General features: G+C 35.0%; 18 protein-coding genes. 6 read left to right on the plus strand and 12 right to left on the minus strand.

Annotated elements, in window-relative coordinates:
• Positions 1-161 precede the first annotated feature (161 nt).
• From LDM92_RS01955 to rpsO, 3 genes are all read right to left on the minus strand, one after another.
• Positions 162-995 (minus strand): tetratricopeptide repeat protein, encoded by an 834-nt coding sequence (locus tag LDM92_RS01955; protein ID WP_223901877.1) that lies wholly within the window; start codon positions 993-995, stop codon positions 162-164.
• Positions 995-2779, minus strand: a complete 1785-nt coding sequence (locus LDM92_RS01960) for a ribonuclease J (RefSeq protein WP_223901810.1) — start codon at positions 2777-2779, stop codon at positions 995-997. Before LDM92_RS01960 ends, LDM92_RS01955 begins: the two co-directional genes overlap by 1 nt.
• A gap of 160 nt (positions 2780-2939) precedes the next feature.
• Entirely contained in the window at positions 2940-3209 is a 270-nt protein-coding gene (gene rpsO, locus LDM92_RS01965) for a 30S ribosomal protein S15 (RefSeq protein WP_034979304.1), read from the minus strand.
• Between the two features lie 200 nt (positions 3210-3409).
• On the opposite strand from rpsO, the gene rpsT reads away from it, so the two are divergent.
• The gene (gene rpsT / locus LDM92_RS01970) at positions 3410-3661 is read left to right on the plus strand and encodes a 30S ribosomal protein S20 (protein ID WP_034979307.1); all 252 of its coding nucleotides are present in this window, start codon (positions 3410-3412) and stop codon (positions 3659-3661) included.
• A gap of 68 nt (positions 3662-3729) precedes the next feature.
• Here rpsT and holA read toward each other — a convergent pair whose 3' ends face one another.
• The 9 genes from holA to typA all read right to left on the minus strand — a co-directional run bounded on the left by holA (position 3730) and on the right by typA (position 13304).
• The gene (holA, locus tag LDM92_RS01975) at positions 3730-4716 is read right to left on the minus strand and encodes a DNA polymerase III subunit delta (RefSeq protein WP_223901811.1); all 987 of its coding nucleotides are present in this window, start codon (positions 4714-4716) and stop codon (positions 3730-3732) included.
• Positions 4713-7001 (minus strand): DNA internalization-related competence protein ComEC/Rec2, encoded by a 2289-nt coding sequence (locus LDM92_RS01980; protein ID WP_223901812.1) that lies wholly within the window; start codon positions 6999-7001, stop codon positions 4713-4715. The genes holA and LDM92_RS01980 overlap by 4 nt, the downstream gene beginning before the upstream one ends.
• Positions 6970-7695 (minus strand): ComEA family DNA-binding protein, encoded by a 726-nt coding sequence (locus tag LDM92_RS01985; protein WP_223901813.1) that lies wholly within the window; start codon positions 7693-7695, stop codon positions 6970-6972. Before LDM92_RS01985 ends, LDM92_RS01980 begins: the two co-directional genes overlap by 32 nt.
• A 66-nt stretch (positions 7696-7761) precedes the next feature.
• Positions 7762-8808: a SepM family pheromone-processing serine protease gene (locus tag LDM92_RS01990; protein WP_223901814.1), complete on the minus strand. Its 1047-nt coding sequence runs from the start codon at positions 8806-8808 to the stop codon at positions 7762-7764.
• Entirely contained in the window at positions 8801-9295 is a 495-nt protein-coding gene (gene coaD, locus LDM92_RS01995) for a pantetheine-phosphate adenylyltransferase (RefSeq protein WP_223901815.1), read from the minus strand. The genes LDM92_RS01990 and coaD overlap by 8 nt, the downstream gene beginning before the upstream one ends.
• Positions 9295-9846, minus strand: coding sequence for a 16S rRNA (guanine(966)-N(2))-methyltransferase RsmD (rsmD, locus tag LDM92_RS02000; RefSeq protein WP_223901816.1), 552 nt, complete (start codon positions 9844-9846; stop codon positions 9295-9297). Before rsmD ends, coaD begins: the two co-directional genes overlap by 1 nt.
• The gene (locus LDM92_RS02005) at positions 9843-10184 is read right to left on the minus strand and encodes a DUF2129 domain-containing protein (RefSeq protein WP_223901817.1); all 342 of its coding nucleotides are present in this window, start codon (positions 10182-10184) and stop codon (positions 9843-9845) included. Before LDM92_RS02005 ends, rsmD begins: the two co-directional genes overlap by 4 nt.
• Positions 10174-11361, minus strand: a complete 1188-nt coding sequence (locus LDM92_RS02010; protein WP_223901818.1) for an FtsW/RodA/SpoVE family cell cycle protein — start codon at positions 11359-11361, stop codon at positions 10174-10176. Before LDM92_RS02010 ends, LDM92_RS02005 begins: the two co-directional genes overlap by 11 nt.
• Before the next feature lie 101 nt (positions 11362-11462).
• Positions 11463-13304 (minus strand): translational GTPase TypA, encoded by a 1842-nt coding sequence (gene typA, locus LDM92_RS02015; RefSeq protein ID WP_223901819.1) that lies wholly within the window; start codon positions 13302-13304, stop codon positions 11463-11465.
• Between the two features lie 254 nt (positions 13305-13558).
• Here typA and def point away from each other — a divergent pair, with 254 nt between their 5' ends.
• The 5 genes from def to LDM92_RS02040 all read left to right on the plus strand — a co-directional run bounded on the left by def (position 13559) and on the right by LDM92_RS02040 (position 19202).
• A complete protein-coding gene (def, locus tag LDM92_RS02020; protein ID WP_223901820.1) occupies positions 13559-14113 on the plus strand; it encodes a peptide deformylase in 555 nt (184 codons plus the stop codon).
• Positions 14114-14289: 176 nt separating this feature from the next.
• Entirely contained in the window at positions 14290-14514 is a 225-nt protein-coding gene (locus LDM92_RS02025) for a DNA-dependent RNA polymerase subunit epsilon (RefSeq protein ID WP_223901821.1), read from the plus strand.
• A 5-nt stretch (positions 14515-14519) separates the two neighbouring features.
• Entirely contained in the window at positions 14520-16199 is a 1680-nt protein-coding gene (rnjA, locus tag LDM92_RS02030) for a ribonuclease J1 (RefSeq protein WP_223901822.1), read from the plus strand.
• 45 nt (positions 16200-16244) lie between these two features.
• Entirely contained in the window at positions 16245-17195 is a 951-nt protein-coding gene (locus tag LDM92_RS02035; protein ID WP_223901823.1) for a diacylglycerol/lipid kinase family protein, read from the plus strand.
• A gap of 237 nt (positions 17196-17432) precedes the next feature.
• Positions 17433-19202, plus strand: coding sequence for an oligopeptide ABC transporter substrate-binding protein (locus LDM92_RS02040; RefSeq protein WP_223901824.1), 1770 nt, complete (start codon positions 17433-17435; stop codon positions 19200-19202).
• Positions 19203-19278: the final 76 nt, after the last annotated feature.

Below are 19278 nucleotides of genomic sequence, written 5' to 3' on the forward strand. Positions count from 1 at the left end.
CAAGAAGTCCGTTGAGTAAGTAACGGATAGTTCTCTGTTGAATATTGTACTACTTTCATTGGCAAATGCCTAGTATTTTAATGCATAGAGCCATGCCTAATGAAAACGTCCTTTGCTATTATACTAAATACTTTGAAAAAGTAAAGGCATTTTATCCAATTTTATTCGGATATATTATTATCGATTTTCTCAAACAGCTTCTGATTACTTCTACCATCATGGTTATCAATATAAGAAGCAATGTCACTGGCAAAACTGTCAGGATCATCAACATACTTATTTAGTTTAGGATAAAGATTCCCTAAAATCAAATTAACTTCGCCTAAAACAGCCGGAAGTTGATTAGGCTTGTGGTAGTAACGTGAACCAATACCTGATACAACTTCTCGATACACGGGGTCCTTTTCAAGTAAATTTATTTTTTGAGGAATAAATTGCTCTTCCTGCCCTAATACCAGAACCCTAAATGTTTCCTGAAGTCCCAGTCGAAACAAATCTTCAATTAAAACCAGCCGAATTGCAAAGTTTAAACTGGGATCCAGCAACAAACTCTGAGCAAAATTTTTAAAATTTGGTAAATTTAACTTAAATAATTGTTCGTAATCAGATTTTGTTGGTTTAGCTTTTTGTTTAAAAGTAACCATTATTTTCTGTTGAGCTGTTGAATTAACTGGTTCTACCGAACATGGCAATTCATAGTCAGTAATATTTTTAACTTCTAAAGCTTCAATAAAAAAATTATTTTTTCTAAGAATTTTGCTATATTCAGCAAAAATTTTAGAATTAGTGAAAAGATCCTTTTCTTCTTTAATTAATTCATAAGCAGAATAACTCTGCTTGTTCTTAATATATAGCTCACATAAATTAAGAACAACCTCGTCGCTGTGACCATCCCTTAAAGCTTCTTCAAGATTTTGAATAGCCTGGACCATATCGCCACTTGCTTCATTTCTTTTTGCCAGATTAATTAAATTTTTTTGACTCAGTGATGTCATCATTGATCTTTCTTGATAATTCTTTGACCAGTCTTATTAACATCAACTGGGTGATGAGTTTCCTTTTTTGGCATATCATTTTTGCTATTTCTTTTTTGCATTGCTCGATGTCGGTTTTGGTTTACCTCCATTACTACTGGCAAAACTACTGGCCGCCTATTTGTTTTGCGATAAAGAAACTTTTCCAAATCATTGCGCACATCTTGCTTAATCTCTGTCCAGTCAAATTTTTTGTGCTCAAAATTATTATTAATTGTCTTTTTAATCAGCTCAATGCTGTCACGCATTAACTGCTGATTTGCCTTAATGTATACAAATCCTCTACTTGTAACCTGTGGTTGAGCAATAATTTTTTTCTTACGGCGATCAATTGTCACTACTGCAATAAAGATGCCATCATCAGATAGGACCTCGCGATCGCGTAAAACAATATTACCAACATCCCCGATGCCAGAGCCATCAATCATTGTGTCCTCTCCGGGAACAGGATCTGTCAAATAGAGTCGTTTTTGATTAAAGTCATAGCTTAAGCAATCACCATTTTTAGTAATAAAAATATCTTCTTTTTTGAGTCCTGCCCTGATTGCCAAATCTTTGTGAATTTCCAGTAATCGATATTCACCTATAACTGGAATTAAAAATTGTGGCTTTATAATGTCAATAAGCAGTTGTAAATCACGGCCCGTTGCATGTCCACTGGTATGTTTTGCTTTACCTAGTTGAATTACAGTACCACCAGCACGATAAACCATATCGCTAGTTTGAGCCACAACCGTTTCCACAGAATGAGAAGGCGTCGTCGCAATAAAAACTAGGTCTCCCTTGTGAATCGTAATCATACTGTGACGTTTTTTGGCCATCTTTTGTAAAGAATTTAAAGGCTCACCCATTTGACCGGTTTCAAGAATAACCGTTTTTTCATCAGGAGTTTCTTTTAAATCTTTAACGCGCATCAACAAGCCTTTAGGAACATTCAAATAACCAAGATTCATGGCGGTGCGGACTATTTTAGCCAAATCTCTGCCCGTCAGCAAAACGCGTCTGCCAGTTTTATGAGCGGCATTTAAGACTTCCTGAATTCTAATCAGATTAGATGCTTTGGCAGCGACGATTACTCTTCCCTTGGCATTCCGAAAAACATTTGTTACATAGTCCCCAATCTCCTGCTCGGCAACATTGGGCAAAGATGCCTCAGCATTTGAAGAGTCACTTAAAAGTGCTAAAACTTTCTTTTGTCCAATTTCTGCTAAACGGTCTAAATCCGTACGGTACTTAGGGGCTGCAGAAGGATCAAACTTAAAATCTCCAGTATAAACAACTTCTCCTGCAGGAGTATGCACATCTATTCCCAGCGAATCTGGAATAGAATGAGTAGTCGGGAAAAATGATATATTAGCATTTTTAAAATCAATCTCTGTTTCTGCATCAATCACATGAAAAAGAGTGTTTTTACAGCGCTTATTTTCCCGTTTAACTGTTATTTTTGCCAGTTCGATTGTGAGCTGTGACCCAAAAACTGGTATGTCATACTTTCTTAAAATATACGGCAAAGCTCCTATCGAATCTGCATGTCCGTGTGTCAAAAAAATGCCGACCACCTGATCACCATATTGCTCAAAAAAGTCTAGATCCGGAATAACCAGATCAATTCCAAACAATGTGCTGTCAGGATATTTAAGACCAGCATCAAGAACAAAAATTTCATCATTAACTTTAACAGCGAACATGTCTTTTCCTTGTTCACGAACGCCGCTCAAAATCATAATTTTAACTTGATCAGTCATTATATTTCCTTTTCTTTAATTTGCTATTCAGTTGTTATTTATGGATCATGTGATCACAACGTAAAAAGTATCTTTTTTTATTCTAGCATAAAAAGGTATTTTGACAAAAATAAAAAAGCCGATTCCTAATTTGAACCAGCTTTTTTGACATTTCAATTAATTAACGACGCAAACCTAGCTTCTTGATTAATTCACGGTAACGATTAATATCCTTATTTTGTAAATAACGAAGTAAGTTACGACGGTGACCTATTTTCTTCAATAAACCAACATAAGAATGATGATCATGTGAATGATTCCTCATATGTTCAGTCAGGTTATTAATATCTGTAGTCAAGATGGCTACTTGAACCTCAGTTGAACCTGTATCACCTTCGTGAGTCGCAAATTTTTGAATTATTTCATCTTTTTCTGCTTTTGAAATTGCCATATTATTTTCACCTTTCACTAGAATAATTGCCGCTAACAACGTTAACCGTCAGGTGTGAGCGCGCAAACAGCGTTAACGGTTCACAACAATAGTATAATACAGACAATTTTTTTAAAAAGCAAGTATTATTTATCTTGCATCTACAATTATCTTTCAGTATAATCTATAAAGTAGAATTACGATCAATGGAGGTGAAATTTATGCCACAAATCAAATCAGCTATTAAGCGTGTTAAGACTCAAGATGCTACAAGAAAGCGCAATGCTGCTCAAATGAATCAGTTGAGAACTGCAGTTAAAAAGTTCAAGACTGCTCAAGCTGCTGGTGCTGAAAACGCCTCCGAATTACACGTAGCTGCTGCTCGTGCATTAGATAAAGCTGCTTCTAAAGGTCTTATTCATAAGAATAAAGCTAACCGTGATAAGAGCCGTTTAGCAAAACTTGCAAAATAATGATCTTGCTTAATTAATAATCAAAAAGACAGAAATGAACTCATTTCTGTCTTTTTATTTACCAAAATTTATACACTGAGAATAAACAGCTTTAAAAAATTGTTTTCATGGTATTGTCCGCTCTTATAATTAAAATCCAACTTAATTGCTTGTTTTAATAATTTTGCTACCTTGTCTAGTGATAATCTATTTTTAAGAGCTAACTTAACGCGATAAGGATGAACCCCCAAAGTTTGCACGATTTCAGCTTCACTGCGGCCTCTCTCATTAAGCACCTTAACAATCAAAATCATTTCCAGCTGATTTTCAAATACTGCAAGAATCTGTATTGGATTGTTGCCATTATGCAACTGATTACTTAATCTTATCAGAGCTTCCTGATAATTGTTACTTAACGCCGAATCCAGAATAGCAAAAATATTTTGCGCCAAAGATAAATCAACATTTTTTTCAACTAATTCAGTCGTAATTTTTCTATTGCTTACTACCATTTTCAGTTTATTGTAATTACTTAAAACAGTATCTAGTACTTGATCGCTACGTTCTAATAAAAGCTTTAAAGCAGAACTTGTAATTTGATACCCTTCCATAGAAATCATATTTCTGACAGTTTTACTCAATTCAAATGGTCTAATTTTAGTTTCCACCACATTAAAATTTTTGGTAATAAGCTTAGTTATTTTCTTTCGTCGATCAATTTTTTCATATGAAGCAACGATTACTAAAACATCATCTAGCTCCGCAATATTTGCCAAAACATTCTGCAATTTTGCAATTTGCTTTTGGAATTTTTTAGGTACTTTGGCAGTTAAAAAAAAGGGATTTTTGATCGTTATTATTTTTTTTTGACTAAAAAGGCTCGACTCAGTGAGATCAGCAATTAATTCATCTAATCCTTCTGAATCGCAATCAACAGTGACTTTTTCATATTCTGAGAATTTTGTTTCATGAATATATGAATCAGCAAGATATTCATTTAGGAAAGCGTCGTTGCCATTAATCAGGGTATGAGCAATTTTCGTATTAGAACCTTTAAATAAAGAAAGTAATGTCATTTTTTTGTCACCGGTAAAAATCTCTTAAATTTGGGCCTCGTAAAAGCACCATAAGTCCAAGTAATCATACCACAGTCTTGAGTTGATGCCCACGGAATATGTTGAGCCTGCAAAGTTTCAATTGTCTCTATGTGAGGATGACCAAAACGATTCTTGCGACCAGCAGAAACAAAAACTCTCTCTGGATGTAGAGCTTTTAAGAATTCTTTATTTGAAGCAGTACGACTACCGTGATGACCTAGTTTAAAGTAATCTGCATGCAAATGATATTGATTTATAATTTCCAACTCTCCTTCTTGACCTAAATCTCCAGTAAAAAGCCACCGTTTACCTGCCAGTTTAAATGTTAGAGAAAGAGAATCTTCATTTTTACCTATGCCTGGCTTAAAAGGATAAACAGTCTGAAAAGATATTTGAGAGTCATTAACTTTATTCCCGGCTAACAATTGTCTAATTTGGCTTTTCTTGATTTTGCCAATGATCCTTTTTTGAAAAGAAGGATTTTGAATCAATCCTTGGGCTATATATAATTTTTTTACTTTGATTTGACTCAAAAGTGGTCTCAAATCACCTACATGGTCTGCATCTTGATGCGTAATAAATATCCCATTAATTTTGCTTATACCTTGAGCCTTCAAAAATGGCAGTGTAATTTTATTAACTTGGGGGTTTATTTTTTTGCCGTTAAAATTAAGTTTTCCGCCGACGTCTATTAAATAAACCTTTCTAAAAAATGGAGTAGAAATAAAAATACTGTCACCCTGACCAACATCAATAAAAGTCACCTGACCTTGAAGTGGAAAATGAATTGTTAAAAAAATTAGTCCGTATGTAAATAAAAGGCAGCCTATGATATTCTTTTTTGTTTTTTGATAGTCTGGCTTTTCATTTATCAAAATCAATATGACAGATGTCAACATTAATAAGAGCAGGCATTGCCACCAGTTTATTTTGCCAAATGTCAAAAGACCAATTTTGCTGTTAGAAATTTGTGCAATTATTTTTTCTCCTTGTTCAAGTATTCTTTCAAATAAAAGACTGCATTTTGGATTAATACCGAAGAATAACAAATTAAAAAAAGTTAAAGGCATCACGACCCAATTGAAATATGGCACAATTAATATATTAAAGAAAACGGTTAATAGATTAAATTGAAAAAAATAAAATAGAAGCAAGGGCAATAAAAGGCTATTTAAAGAAAATGACTGCTTAAATTTAGTCATATGGTTAGTCATTTCCAAGCCCAAGGCTAAAATATAGCTTAAAATTGCACCAGTGTTCATCATCAAACGAGGATCAAAAATTAAGTGCAAAACAGCAGTAAGTCCAAGTAAATCACTCTTGTTAATTTGTAATTTGTTTATACTAAGTAGCTGACCCAAAATATAGGTCAAACTTGCTCGGATAAAGCCCACTTGACCATTACTGAGAAAAATTCCTATAAGTAAAATAATTAGGCAAAAAAGAAATGTCTCTTCTTGCGTTAATTTTAAAAAATAGCAACATGTACTGATTAGCAGAGTATAGATACCAACATGTAGACCAGAAATACTCAGAATATGAATTACACCAAGATCGCGATAATTATTTAGTATTGATTGAAATCTTTGACTGGGATTCTCACCTAATATCAGTTCGTTACTAAAAAAAGATAAGATTGGTGGCATTTTTTGCAAAAAAACTTTTAATTTGAACCGCAAATGATGTAAATAATTCCAGATGCCTCGCTTTTCAATTTTAACTTTATAACTGGTTAATTTGACTTCTTGAGTAATATTTTTAGAGAGGTAGAACCTTTGCAAATCAAATTGTCCATAGTTAGAAGCTGGTTCAATTAGATTTACATCACCAGCTAAATTATAAAGTACAACTTTGTACCCTAATTTCAATTGTTTTATCTGGCTAGAATTTATTTTTCCAGAAACTTTTATTTTGCCGTCTGCTGCTTGGCCATCAACTGTGAACCAATCGTCAAAAATTTCAACTTGATCAGGATAAAAAGCTATTATTGATCTGGGACTGATTGTAAAGTTAGTTTGCTTTTTATCAATGTAAGTCACAAAAAGAGTTATGAAAAAAACAACCAAAGAAAACCATTTTAAAGAATTAAACTTGTAAAAAAGTAAATATGAAAGATAAAAAGCTATTAATAAACAGACTAGCTTTTCAATTAAGGTATTGCACTGATAATACAAGAAGCTTAAATCAACCAGTAATAAAGCTAATACAAGAAAAAAACCGGGTCTTAGGACATCAAACTTCCAATTGGTCTTTAAGGGCGACAAAAGTTTTTTCTCCAATTCCAGATACTTGTTTTAGTTCTTCTATGGATTTAAATTGACCGTTTTTTTGACGATAAGCAATAATTTGCTGTGCTTTTTTCTCTCCAATACCATTAAGCTGCTGTAATTGTGCTACATTTGCAGTATTAATATTTACTTTATTGCTGGCAGTCGTTTGGTCACCTTTGTTATCACTAATTTCAGCGGAAACCGTGCCAGTGGTATTAGATGAAACTGATTCCACCACTTGTTCTGCTTTAATTTTTTCGCCTTTATAAGGAATATGAATTTTATCCTGGTCTTTTAATATCAAAGCTCGATTAACCCTTTTCAATTGAGCATTGCTTTTAATACCTCCTGCTGCAGCAATCAGCTCATTTAATCTTGCGCCATTTTTAAGTGTGTATACTCCTTGATGATTAACGGCACCTGATATATCACAGGTGACACTTTTAGGCTTAGCTGCAGCAATTCTTTCTGTTTTTGTTTCCCCTGAATTCGTTTTGTCTGGCAAATTGTCAGTATTGTCTTTTTTACTCTGCAAAAGCTCAGTATTTTCATCGTTAAAATCATTAATATTTTCATTAGAATCCGATTTTTTGACTTCAAACCAAAAAACAACCATTAAACATGCTAATCCAATAAAAAAATACGTTTTATGCTCATCAATAAAAGTTTTTATTCTTTCCCAATCCATTTTTTCAACTCCTATTTTTAAGTACGCAAAAAAGCCCAAAAAACATTTGGACTTTTTTGATATTTATCAATAATTTTCTTGTAAATAACGAAGTGCATCTTCAAAGGTACGCACAGGAACAATTTTCATCTTGGTTCCAATTTGCTTGGCTGTCTTTTTAGCAAGCAAATAATTACTTGAACTTTTTTTCATCCCCGCTGTATCAACAGGTGCAAAAAAGACTTCAGCTCCAGCACGATCAGCAGCCACAACTTTTTTATCAACGCCACCAATCATACCCACTTTTCCTGATGGACTAATTGTCCCAGTTCCAGCAATCTTATGGCCTTTTGCTAAGTGCTTGCCTGAAAATACTTCATAACTGGTCAAAGTGAACATTAATCCGGCTGATGGTCCCCCTATTGCACCGGCATTAATTGTAACTTTTGGCTTAGTCTCAACCTGTATATGTTCTACTAACTGTATTCCTATTCCAGGTTTACCTGTTCCTTCGACCTTAACAATTTTTCCTTTAAAATTGATTTTTTTCTGTTCCCGCAAGACATTAATTTCCGTTTTAGAGCCTATCTTTTTCTTTTGAAAATAACGGATCATTTCTTCTGTCGAGTGAAATTGATGGCCATCAGCACCTAAGACAGTATCTCCGACTTGCAATTTGCCTTTAAAACTTGAGCCTTTTTGCACCTGCATAACGTAAACACCTTGATAGTGGAGTTTTGGTTTTAGTCCAGCCTTTTTGGCCGCATAATAAATTGCATTTTGTTGACTAGTTTGCATATACCAATTTTGTAATTCTTGGTATTGACTACTGCTTGAATCACCTAATAACTCAGTTTTTGGTATACGACTAGCATGTTTTTGGGTAAAACTAAAAAGATATTCCCATACTGTTGCCGGTTGACTTGTTTCACTAACAGTCACTAAATAAAAATTACTTGGCGGCTTAGCCTTACTTTTTACAAATTGGCCAACTGAAACAGCACTGCCAGGCATTTCAATATAATAATTTGTTGGCCAGTTTAAGCCAATAAAAACGAGAAAAAAAGTCAGAATTATAAGTAACCATTTTCGGGTTTTTGAAAACTTCTTGTTCACTTTCTTTTCTTTATTCATGTTTGCTATAACCAATTTTTTCTTTCAATGCCTGTGCCGCTTTAGTCGGCAAGAAGCTAGCAAAATCACCATTAAACTGCGCAATTTCTTTTATAATACTGGACGCAACAAAGCTATTTTCCGGCTCAGTAAAAAGCAAAACGGTACTTATGTCACTTGCCATTTTTTTATTCATTTCCGCAATCTGCTGTTCAAATAAAAAGTCTGTGGTATTTCTTACGCCACGTATAATTGTATTTGCTCCTAAATCGCGTGCAACATTAACAGTAAGCTGGTCAGGCTTTAGCAGCACTTGAACATTTTTCAGACCTTTAACGGCATCATTAATTAAATCTTTTCTTTCTTTATTTGTAAAAAGATATTTTTTAGCAGTATTGACCATTACCACTACGTATACTTTATCAAATATCGCAGCAGCCTGATTAATTATATCAACGTGACCGTTAGTGATGGGATCAAAACTCCCTGGAAATATTGCTACACTCATTAGTGTTCCTTTCGATAAAAACGAACGATGGTTTTACCCAGATGCTTTTCTTTAATTAGCTGAAAGCTACTACTTGTTTTTAAATTTGTTTGATCATTGGTTTCAGCCACCACCACTGCACCACTGTTTAACAGTTCTAGGTCAACCATTTTTGCCATATCTGCCGTAATTTTTTGTTTAGCATAAGGTGGATCTAAGAAGACAAGATCAAATTTCTGCTTGTCTTTGGCAAATTTAGCCAAAGCCGCGTTACTAGACATTTTATATACTGAAAAACGTTCAGGCTCCTTTGTTAAAGCAACGTTTTTACGAATAACGTTAACGGCCTGATAATTAATGTCAACTATAACTGCATGAGAACATCCCCGAGAAACAGCCTCAATTGCCAAAGCGCCACTCCCCCCGTATAAATCCAAAACTGCTCCACCATTAAAAAATTGACCTAATGAATTAAACAGAGATTCTTTAACCTTATCACTAGTTGGTCTTGTTTTCTGGCTTTTCAACGTAAATAAATTGCGTTTGGCATACTTTCCGGAAATAATTCTCATAATAGTTGTTCTGTATCTTCCTGACGTTCTTGTAAAGTTTTTTCGGCTTCTTTTGCTAATTCTGCAATTTGCTTTTCAATATGATCGCTTGAGAGATCAATTTGATTCCAATTTGATTTTTCTACTTTTTCAACAAAATCAAGTGAATTCAGGTCACGGCAAACTTGTTCAATCTCTTTTTTATTGACATACAAAATACAATAAGCAAATTTTTTAGAAAAATAAACAATATCACCATATCGTCTCAATTTATATTGATCACTAATTGAATTCAAATAAACAATAAGACTTTGTCTTTGAATAATATTTTTATTAGCTAAATCTTCTTCAACGCCCATTTGCAAACCTTTCCTCATTTTTAATTCGCTCGTTTGCTGAAATATTTAACACAATTCCGATAGCAGCTGACAAAATTATTAAAGACGATCCTCCATAAGAAATGAACGGCAACGTGACCCCAGTAATGGGTAATAAACCGAGTACAGCACCCACATTAAAAACAGTCTGGGTAAAAATAATTGTTGTTACTCCAAAGCATACTAAAGCATTGAATTGTGAACTCGCATGAATACCAACTTCCATAATACTCCAAATTAAATAAAAAATTAGTCCAATTACTAAGAGTGCACCGATGACACCAATTTCTTCTGCAATCACTGCTAAAATGAAGTCTGTATAAGGCTCGGGCAGATAGCCTCTTTTTTGCATGCTATTACCCAGACCTACACCAAATAAACCACCATTATGGATAGCATAGTATGAATTAACCAGTTGTGCTCCTCCTTTTTGCTCCAGTTCAAACGGGTGCAGAAAAGAAAGAAAACGACGATACTGGTACTTATTTTGTAGAAATTCAGGATTCCATTTGATAATCAGGAAAACAAGCAGGTAAACTCCGACCGCAATGCCAATAAGACATAAAACTGCATTCTTAGCGGGAACACCAGAAACTGAGAACATGACGATGACAATCATTGCCAAAATAGCGGTACCGCCAAAATCAGGCTCAAGGATAACCAAAAACATCATAAAAGCAGCTAAAATTGCAGGTCTTGATAAGTTTTGAATAATTTGCCCTTTGTTAAAAGAACCATCATGACGATCTAAAAAATAAGCTAAATAAATTATCAAGGATAATTTGGCAATTTCCAGAGGTTGAATCTTAATTATTTTTAAATCAATCCAACCGACAGAACCATTGACTGCAGCAGCAGACCCTTTAAAAATTTTCAAGCAAATCAAATAAAAAAGTAATAAAATGCTGATTCCGAGAAACCAAATGACAAACTTCCGACTCTTGAAAATATTAAGTTTTAAAAAAAAGCAGAGAGCACAAAAAACAAAAACCGCAAAAAAAGCATACATGGCTTGGCGTATACCGTAAAATGCCGGATTAAACCCATTCACAAGCAAAATATCCGAGCTAGCGGAATAGACCATCACTATTCCAAAGACCACTAACAAGATATAGGGCAAGAAAATATTGTAATTTAAATGGTGAAGTTTTTGCCGCACAAGCCGACCTCTCCTTCTGTAATAAATTAACCTTTATTATAAGCATTATAAAACAAAAAGAGCACCACTTCATCAGTGAGTGCCCTTCTTAAAAAAATTATTTACTTCTTATTACGTCTCTTATCGGCTTTTTGTCTCTCAGAAGTGTTCAGAATTTTCTTTCTTAACCTGATTGAATCTGGTGTTACCTCACAATATTCATCATCATTTAAGAACTCAATGGCTTCTTCAAGCGTTAAAGTTTTAGGAGTTCTAATAGCTGCAGCATGATCCTTCCCCGCAGCACGAGTGTTAGTCAAGTTTTTACCTTTGATAACATTAACTGCGATATCACGATCACGAGAGGATTGACCGACAATCATTCCTTCATAAACTTCAACTCCGGCTCCAATAAACAATTCGCCACGTTGCTCAACAGTTTGCAAAGAATATGTGGTTGATTTACCCTGGCTAATGGAAACTAAAGCACCATTTTGACGACCAGGTTCCCAGTTCTTAACAACAGGTTTATATGAATCAAAACTATGGTTCATAATGCCGTAGCCACCAGTTTGAGACATAAATTCATTATTATAGCCAATTAATCCCCGAGAAGGAACTAGGAAGTCAAGCCGAGTTTGATTGTTACCTGTGGATGCCATATTCTTCATTTCTCCTTTTCTCTGAGAAAGTGAGTCAATGACTGAACCAACGTATTCGTCAGGGGTATCCACTTGAACAGCTTCAAATGGCTCACACATTTTACCATCAATTTCACGGTAGATAACCTTTGGTCTTGATAATTGCAATTCAAAACCTTCACGACGCATTTCTTCAACCAAAATTGAAAGGTGCAATTCACCACGACCTGAAACAGTCCACGCGTTTAATTGGTCGGTTGGATCTACTTTCAAAGAAACATCGGTTCTGGTTTGCTTAATTAAACGATCTTCCAACTTTTTTGGAGTAACTTTGTCACCTTCGCGACCAGCAAAAGGTGAGTCATTAGCTACAAAATCCATTTGCAGTGTGGGTGGATCAATCTTTAGAAGAGGCAAAGCTTCAGGATTTTCGGCTGAAGCAATAGTTTCACCAACAAAAATATCGTTAATACCACTAATGGCAATAATATCACCTGCTTTAGCTTCAGTAATCTCGTTACGCTTTAAGCCAAAGAAACCGAAAAGTTTGGTAACTCTAAAGTTTTGGGTAGAACCGTCACGCTTCATCACAGTAATATTATCGCCAACTTTAACTCGCCCGCGATAAATACGGCCAACACCTATACGACCAACGTAATCATCCCAGTCAAGCATTGTAATTTGGAATTGCAAAGGTTCATCTGTATTATCAATTGGTGCAGGAATTGATTTAATAATCGTGTCAAAAATAGGATTCATAGTTTCTTCTTGTTTTGACGGATCAGGATCATAAGAGGAGGTACCATTTAAAGCAGATGCATAAACTACTGGGAAGTCAAGCTGCTCATCGTTTGCTCCTAATTCAATAAATAATTCCAGCACTTCGTCAAGAACTTCTTTAGGACGAGCACCAGGACGGTCAATCTTGTTGATAACGACAATTGGCTTAACTCCTGCTTCTAATGCCTTTTTAAGTACGAAACGAGTTTGCGGCATAGTGCCTTCATAAGCATCAACCAATAATAAAGCACCGTCGACCATATGCATGATTCTTTCGACTTCGCCACCGAAATCGGCGTGTCCCGGAGTATCCAAAATATTAATGGTTGTATCACCATATTTAACCGCAGTGTTTTTAGATAAAATAGTTATACCACGTTCACGCTCAATATCATTTGAATCCATCGCACGATCTTCCAAAGCCATATGTTCAGGGAGAGTGTCGGATTGTTTCAACAATTGGTTAACCAGAGTAGTTTTACCATGGTCAACGTGCGCTATGATAGCTATATTCCTAATATCGTCTCTTCTTTTTTCTGACAAAAGTATTCCTCCTCCACTCCTCAATAAAAAAACTGTGACGTGGTCACAGTTTCGGCGGCACGTCAAAAACATGCTGATCGAAGTGTTTCATATCTGTATATTTACGCTCATTGATTTTACCACCTAACAGTTTAAGGGTCAACGTTTATCCCTCTTTTTCAAATTAAAAATTTAGTATAGAATAAAAAGCAGACAAATTAGTTTATTTTATGTTACAAATATAAATATAAACTTTTATGAAAGAGTGAATGTAATTGATTTTAATGAAAGATATTACCCGTGACGGTAACCCAGTATTGCGCAAAGTAGCTAAACCATTAACTTTTCCTTTAAGCGAACATTATCAAAATTTGGCTAAAGAAATGATGGAATATCTAGTTAACTCGCAAGATCCTAAAATTGCAGAAAAGCACCAATTGCGGGCCGGTGTGGGGTTAGCTGCACCACAGGTTGGCGAAAGCGTTCAAATGGCCTCATTACTGGTTCCAAATGACAAAGGCGACATTGTCTTTAAGGAAACTTTTGTTAATCCTGAAATTTTATCTGAATCAGTCAAACAAGCTTGCCTCAGTGAAGGCGAAGGATGCTTGAGCGTTGATAAAGTAATTGATGGCTACGTGCCACGACCTGACAAATTAAAAATTCATTACTATACTGTCTCTGGTGAAGAAAAGACCATTCGTTTAAAAGACTACCCCGCTATTGTTGCATCCCATGAAATTGAACATTTACGAGGACATCTTTTCTATGATCGTATTAATAAGCAGAACCCATTTAAATTAGATGAAGATACTATAGTCATTTATTAATTTAATTAAAAAGATTTTTAGCCGTCATTTATTGTGTTGACGGTTTTTTTAAATATAGCTGGCAAAACTTGATTCTATACTTGTTTTTGCATGTATGGTAGAATTTTACTAGCTATTGGATGCTTTATGTTATCCAAAATTAGAACGTTTATTAACTGAATAAGGAGAATACAAATATGATCTACAAAGTTTTGTATCAAAAAGACAAGGTTGTCAATCCTAGACGGGAAACAACCCAAACTCTTTATCTTGAGGCCGACAACATGGTGGCCGCAAGAACAATGGTTGAGGAAAATACCCCCTATAATATTGAACTCATCCAAGAATTGGCTGGCAATTCGTTAACTTACGAAAAAGAGCATGCCGATTTTAAATTAGCCACTTTTGAGAGTAAGAAGTAGTCTCTGTGCGTATTAAAAATAATGAAGTTGCTGTAGTTGCAATCGGGGGGTTGCACGAAATTGGCAAAAATATGTACTGTGTACAATACCAAGATGAAATCATCATTATGGATTGTGGCATTAAGTTTCCGGAAGATGATCTTCTTGGTATTAATTATGTGATTTCTGATTATTCTTATTTGATAAAAAATCGCAAAAAAATTAAAGCTCTAGTTGTTAGTCACGGGCACGAAGACCACATTGGCGGGATCCCCTTCTTACTAGAAAAGATCCCGGAAATTCCAGTTTACGCCACCCCATTTGCTTTAGCTTTAATTAAGGGTAAGCTTGAAGAACATGGTATTTTAAGAACTACTGAGCTTCATGAAGAACATGAAGATACTGTACTAAAATTCAAGAAATTGACGGTAACCTTTTTCAGAACTACTCACTCTATTCCTGATACATTAGGTATTGCTGTTCATACACCACTAGGTGCAGTCGTGTTCACTGGTGATTTTAAATTTGATTTAACTCCAGTTATGAATCAACCAGCCCCTAATTTCCAGAGAATAGCAAAATTGGGCAACGATGGTGTTTTAGCTTTACTATCTGATTCAACCAATGCTGAAGTCAGCCAGTTTACTAAGTCTGAACGGTTCGTTGCTAAATCTTTACACGACATTATTACTGGAATACACGGAAGAATAATTTTTGCTACTTTTGCATCTAACTTATACCGTGTTTCAACTGCTATTGAAGCAGCTATTGACACTGGAAGAAAAGTTGCCATTTTTGGTCGTAGTATGGAAAATGGTGTGCAAAACGGGATTGATTTAGGTTATCTCAATGTTCCTGATGGTTTGATTGTGGATGCTAACGAAATTAATCATACGCCAGCAGAACAAGTAATGATTTTATGTACCGGTTCTCAAGGTGAACCTTTAGCCGCCCTTTCTCGCATTGCCAACGGAACGCACCGACAAATTAGTTTACAGCCAGGCGATACAGTAATCTTTTCCTCGAACCCAATTCCTGGAAATACTTTAAGCGTTAACCACTTAATCAACAAGTTAATGGAAGGCGGCGCCAATGTCGTTCATGGCAGAATAAATAACGTCCATACATCTGGACATGGTGGTCAGGAAGAACTTAAAATGATGGTTCGTTTGACCAAACCCAAGTACATGATCCCTGTTCACGGCGAATACCGGATGCAAGTAATTCATACTGAATTAGCACAAGCAGCCGGTGTTCCTGCTGAAAATACTTTTGTCCTTGAAAATGGTGAAGTAGTTTGTTTTGGTCCTGAAGGTTCAAGAATAGCTGGTCACATTCCAGCTGGTGATGTCTATGTTGACACTTCAGGTACTGCTGATGTTGGTAACGTAGTAGTTCATGACCGTCAAGTCTTGTCTGAAGATGGTTTAGTTGTTGTAGTGGCAACGGTTGATTACAAACACAAACGAGTTTTGGCTGGCCCAGATGTTTTAAGTCGCGGATTTGTCTATATGCGGGAATCAACCGAATTAATTAATCAGGCCCAAAAACACATTTATCACGTTATCAAATCTGAGATGGACAAGGTAGAGCATCCTAAAGATAGTGTAATCCGTCATGCAATAGTTGATAATCTTTCAGACTTTTTATATTCAAAAACCAAAAGACGGCCAATGATCTTACCAATGTTAGTTGAGAAAAAATAGCAAAAACCCGTTTAGAAGGGTTTTTTATGTAATGAATGAAATTATATGGATAATAAATTAAAAATACATCTTTTAGTCAATGAAGTAGCTGGTAACGGTCGTGCTAAAAAAGTGCTTGAGCAGACAACTTCTTTGTTAATCAACCAAAACGTTAACTTTGACCTGCAAATAAGTAATTACGCTGGTGAAGCTATTCGTCTCGCCCAACATTATGGCAATCAACACCATTTGCCAAACGAAATTTTATTAGTGATTGGTGGCGATGGCTCACTAAATGAAGTTTTAAATGGGATTAAACGTTCAGATAATCCTAGTACTCCTATTGCATACTTGCCAGCAGGAACTGGCAATGATTTTGCCCGTGCCGCTGATCTGACCGCTGATCCTAAAGTGTTACTAGATCACTTTAAGAAAAATTTTGAACCAGACGAGATCGACTGTGGCTCATTTACCCTTCCCAAAATAACAGCAGAACAAAAATATTATTTTGCTAATAGTTTTGGGATTGGTTTTGATGCTTTTGTTAATCATAATAGCAATATTTCAAAGCTTAAAAAGCTATTAAATCATCTTAGCGAGGGAAAATTTATTTACGGCCTTAACGTTGTTGCCAGTGTGACTAGACAGAATACTTTCGGAGTCGAAATTGAACGAAATGGTCAAAAAATATACTTTGATGATGCTTTTATGGTTACTACAACTAATCATCCGTTTTTAGGTGGTGGACTTCCCCTCTTGCCCAGTGCCAAAATTGATAGTCACAAAATTGACACTGTTATAGTAGAAAAATTTAGTTTGGGTAAACTAGTAAAGTTATTTATTAACCTACTAAAAGATGGCTCACACGTTAATGATCCACAATTTCACTATTTTGAAGCTGACAAAATTAGGGTTACTACCATGAAAAAAGAATACGCCCAAGTAGACGGAGAAGAAATTAAACCAAACCTTTTTAATATTGAGTTTTCTGTCTCAAGCTTTAAGCTTTTACGCTAATAAAAATATTTAAAATTTTATTATAATAATTTAACCAACCAAGCAGAAGATGGCTTGGTTTTTTTCATATCTGAATCACATAATTAATTTACTTTTGTTAGTTAAAGCAGATAAATTATATTAAAATAATTAGCAAAAAGTTAATTTTAATTTATTACATTTAAAATATAACCTTAACGTGATATTATGGGAATTGTTACATCATTATAAATTAGTACTCATAAGGGATGAAGAATCATGAAAAAAAGCAATGTTTTAAGCTCTATTGGTATTTTAGTGGCTACAGCCCTAACTCTTACGGCATGTGGTAAAAGTAACAGTAATCAGGAAAATAATGCAAAAGAAGCAAGCAAATTCCCTGCAAAAATGCCTGATAAGCCAACCCGACAGGGTGGGACGGTTAGAGTAGCACTGCAGACCGATACACCTTTTACAGGTATCTTTTCTGATCAATTACAAGTAACTGCAACTGATGCTGATCTTTCCTCCCCTGGATCTGAATCCTTATTTGATACAGATGACAACTATCGTTTCACCAATAAGGGACCTGCAACCCTAAAGATTAATAATAAAAATAAGACAATTACAATTGTAGTTAAAAAAGGAGTTAGATGGTCAGATGGTCGACAGGTCACGGCCAAGGATGTGGAATACCCGTATGAAATATTATCCAATAAAGGTACTGATTCACAAAGGTATTCCAGCCAGTTTGAACTTATTAAAGGCTTAAAAGAATATCATGAAGGAAAAGCTAAGTCTATTTCAGGAATTGAAATGCCTGATGGCGCAAATGGCAGAAGAGTTATTTTACATTTTAAGCAATTAAAACCAGGGATGTACAATAGTGGAAATGGCTATTTTTCAGAATATACCGCTCCTTATCATTACCTAAAAGACGTCCCTTTTAGCAAATTACAATCATCTGATAAAATCAGGAAAAAGCCATTGTATTTTGGCGCCTATAAGTTAGAAAAACTAGTTCGTGGTCAATCAGCTATTTGGGTACCAAATAAATATTATTGGCGTGGTAAGCCAAAGCTGGATAAAATTATTTATCAAGTGGTTTCGCCCAACTCTTCATCACAAGCAATCAAAAGCAATAAGTTCGATATTATTAATGTAGTTAACTCTCAATGGGATGAAGTAAAACATACCAAAAAAGTTAAGTTTATTGCAGAAATTCCTCTTTCATATTGGTTCATCGGTTTTAAATTAGGTAAATGGGATGCCAAACATAATAAAAGTATTATGAATCATAATAGCAAAATGAACAATACAGCTTTACGTAAAGCAATTGGTTATGCGATGAATGTTGCTGAGGTCACTAAACATTATACTCACGGGCTAACTTTTCATATAACCACATTAATTCCACCTCAATTTGGCGACTACTTCAATAAAAATATTAAGGGTTATGACTATAATTTAAAAAAGGCTAACGATATTCTTGATAAAGCCGGATATAAAAAGAACGGTAAATGGCGTGTTCAACCCAACGGCAAGCCTTTAAAGATCACATTTATGGCTAAAGCTGGTGATTCAACACAAGGGCCAATTATACAGAACTATATTCAACAGTGGCATAAGATAGGACTAAATGTTAATTTATTGAATGGTCGATTGACCGAAACAAATTCATTCTACGACAAGCTTAACAAGGATGATCCGCAAGTCGATATGTTTGAAACAGGATGGTATATGTCCACAGAACCATCACAAGATGGAATGTATGGTGATAGCACCGCAGCAAATTATGATCGTTTCGTGACACCGGAAAATACTAAATTAGTTAAAGAAATGGATTCGCAAAAAGCTTTTGATCATAAATACCGTGTGAAGGTCTTTCATGATTGGCAAAAGTATATCTTTGATCAAGCTTACATGATTCCAACAGTCAACTCTTATAAGATCAGAGCAATCAATAACCGTATTTCAGGTTATTCTCTTAAACCATCTGAAAACAACAATGGACATGTTCTCTGGTACAAAGTAGGATTCGTTAAATAATTATAAAAAGGATAATAAATAACTTCAGGGTGAAGTTATTTATTATCCTTTTTTATGAACTAGCTGCTATAGAAAG

Origin of the sequence: Lactobacillus laiwuensis (assembly GCF_019972835.1) — a bacterium.
Classification (GTDB): Bacteria; Bacillota; Bacilli; order Lactobacillales; family Lactobacillaceae; genus Lactobacillus; species Lactobacillus laiwuensis.

Coding starts and splice junctions, on each gene's coding strand:
- LDM92_RS01955 (WP_223901877.1), bottom strand. CDS start 995: ATGACATCACTGAGTCAAAAAAATTTAATTAATCTGGCAAAAAGAAAT.
- LDM92_RS01960 (WP_223901810.1), bottom strand. CDS start 2,779: ATGACTGATCAAGTTAAAATTATGATTTTGAGCGGCGTTCGTGAACAA.
- rpsO (WP_034979304.1), bottom strand. CDS start 3,209: ATGGCAATTTCAAAAGCAGAAAAAGATGAAATAATTCAAAAATTTGCG.
- rpsT (WP_034979307.1), top strand. CDS start 3,410: ATGCCACAAATCAAATCAGCTATTAAGCGTGTTAAGACTCAAGATGCT.
- holA (WP_223901811.1), bottom strand. CDS start 4,716: ATGACATTACTTTCTTTATTTAAAGGTTCTAATACGAAAATTGCTCAT.
- LDM92_RS01985 (WP_223901813.1), bottom strand. CDS start 7,695: ATGGATTGGGAAAGAATAAAAACTTTTATTGATGAGCATAAAACGTAT.
- LDM92_RS01990 (WP_223901814.1), bottom strand. CDS start 8,808: ATGAATAAAGAAAAGAAAGTGAACAAGAAGTTTTCAAAAACCCGAAAA.
- coaD (WP_223901815.1), bottom strand. CDS start 9,295: ATGAGTGTAGCAATATTTCCAGGGAGTTTTGATCCCATCACTAACGGT.
- rsmD (WP_223901816.1), bottom strand. CDS start 9,846: ATGAGAATTATTTCCGGAAAGTATGCCAAACGCAATTTATTTACGTTG.
- LDM92_RS02005 (WP_223901817.1), bottom strand. CDS start 10,184: ATGGGCGTTGAAGAAGATTTAGCTAATAAAAATATTATTCAAAGACAA.
- LDM92_RS02025 (WP_223901821.1), top strand. CDS start 14,290: ATGATCTACAAAGTTTTGTATCAAAAAGACAAGGTTGTCAATCCTAGA.
- LDM92_RS02035 (WP_223901823.1), top strand. CDS start 16,245: ATGGATAATAAATTAAAAATACATCTTTTAGTCAATGAAGTAGCTGGT.
- LDM92_RS02040 (WP_223901824.1), top strand. CDS start 17,433: ATGAAAAAAAGCAATGTTTTAAGCTCTATTGGTATTTTAGTGGCTACA.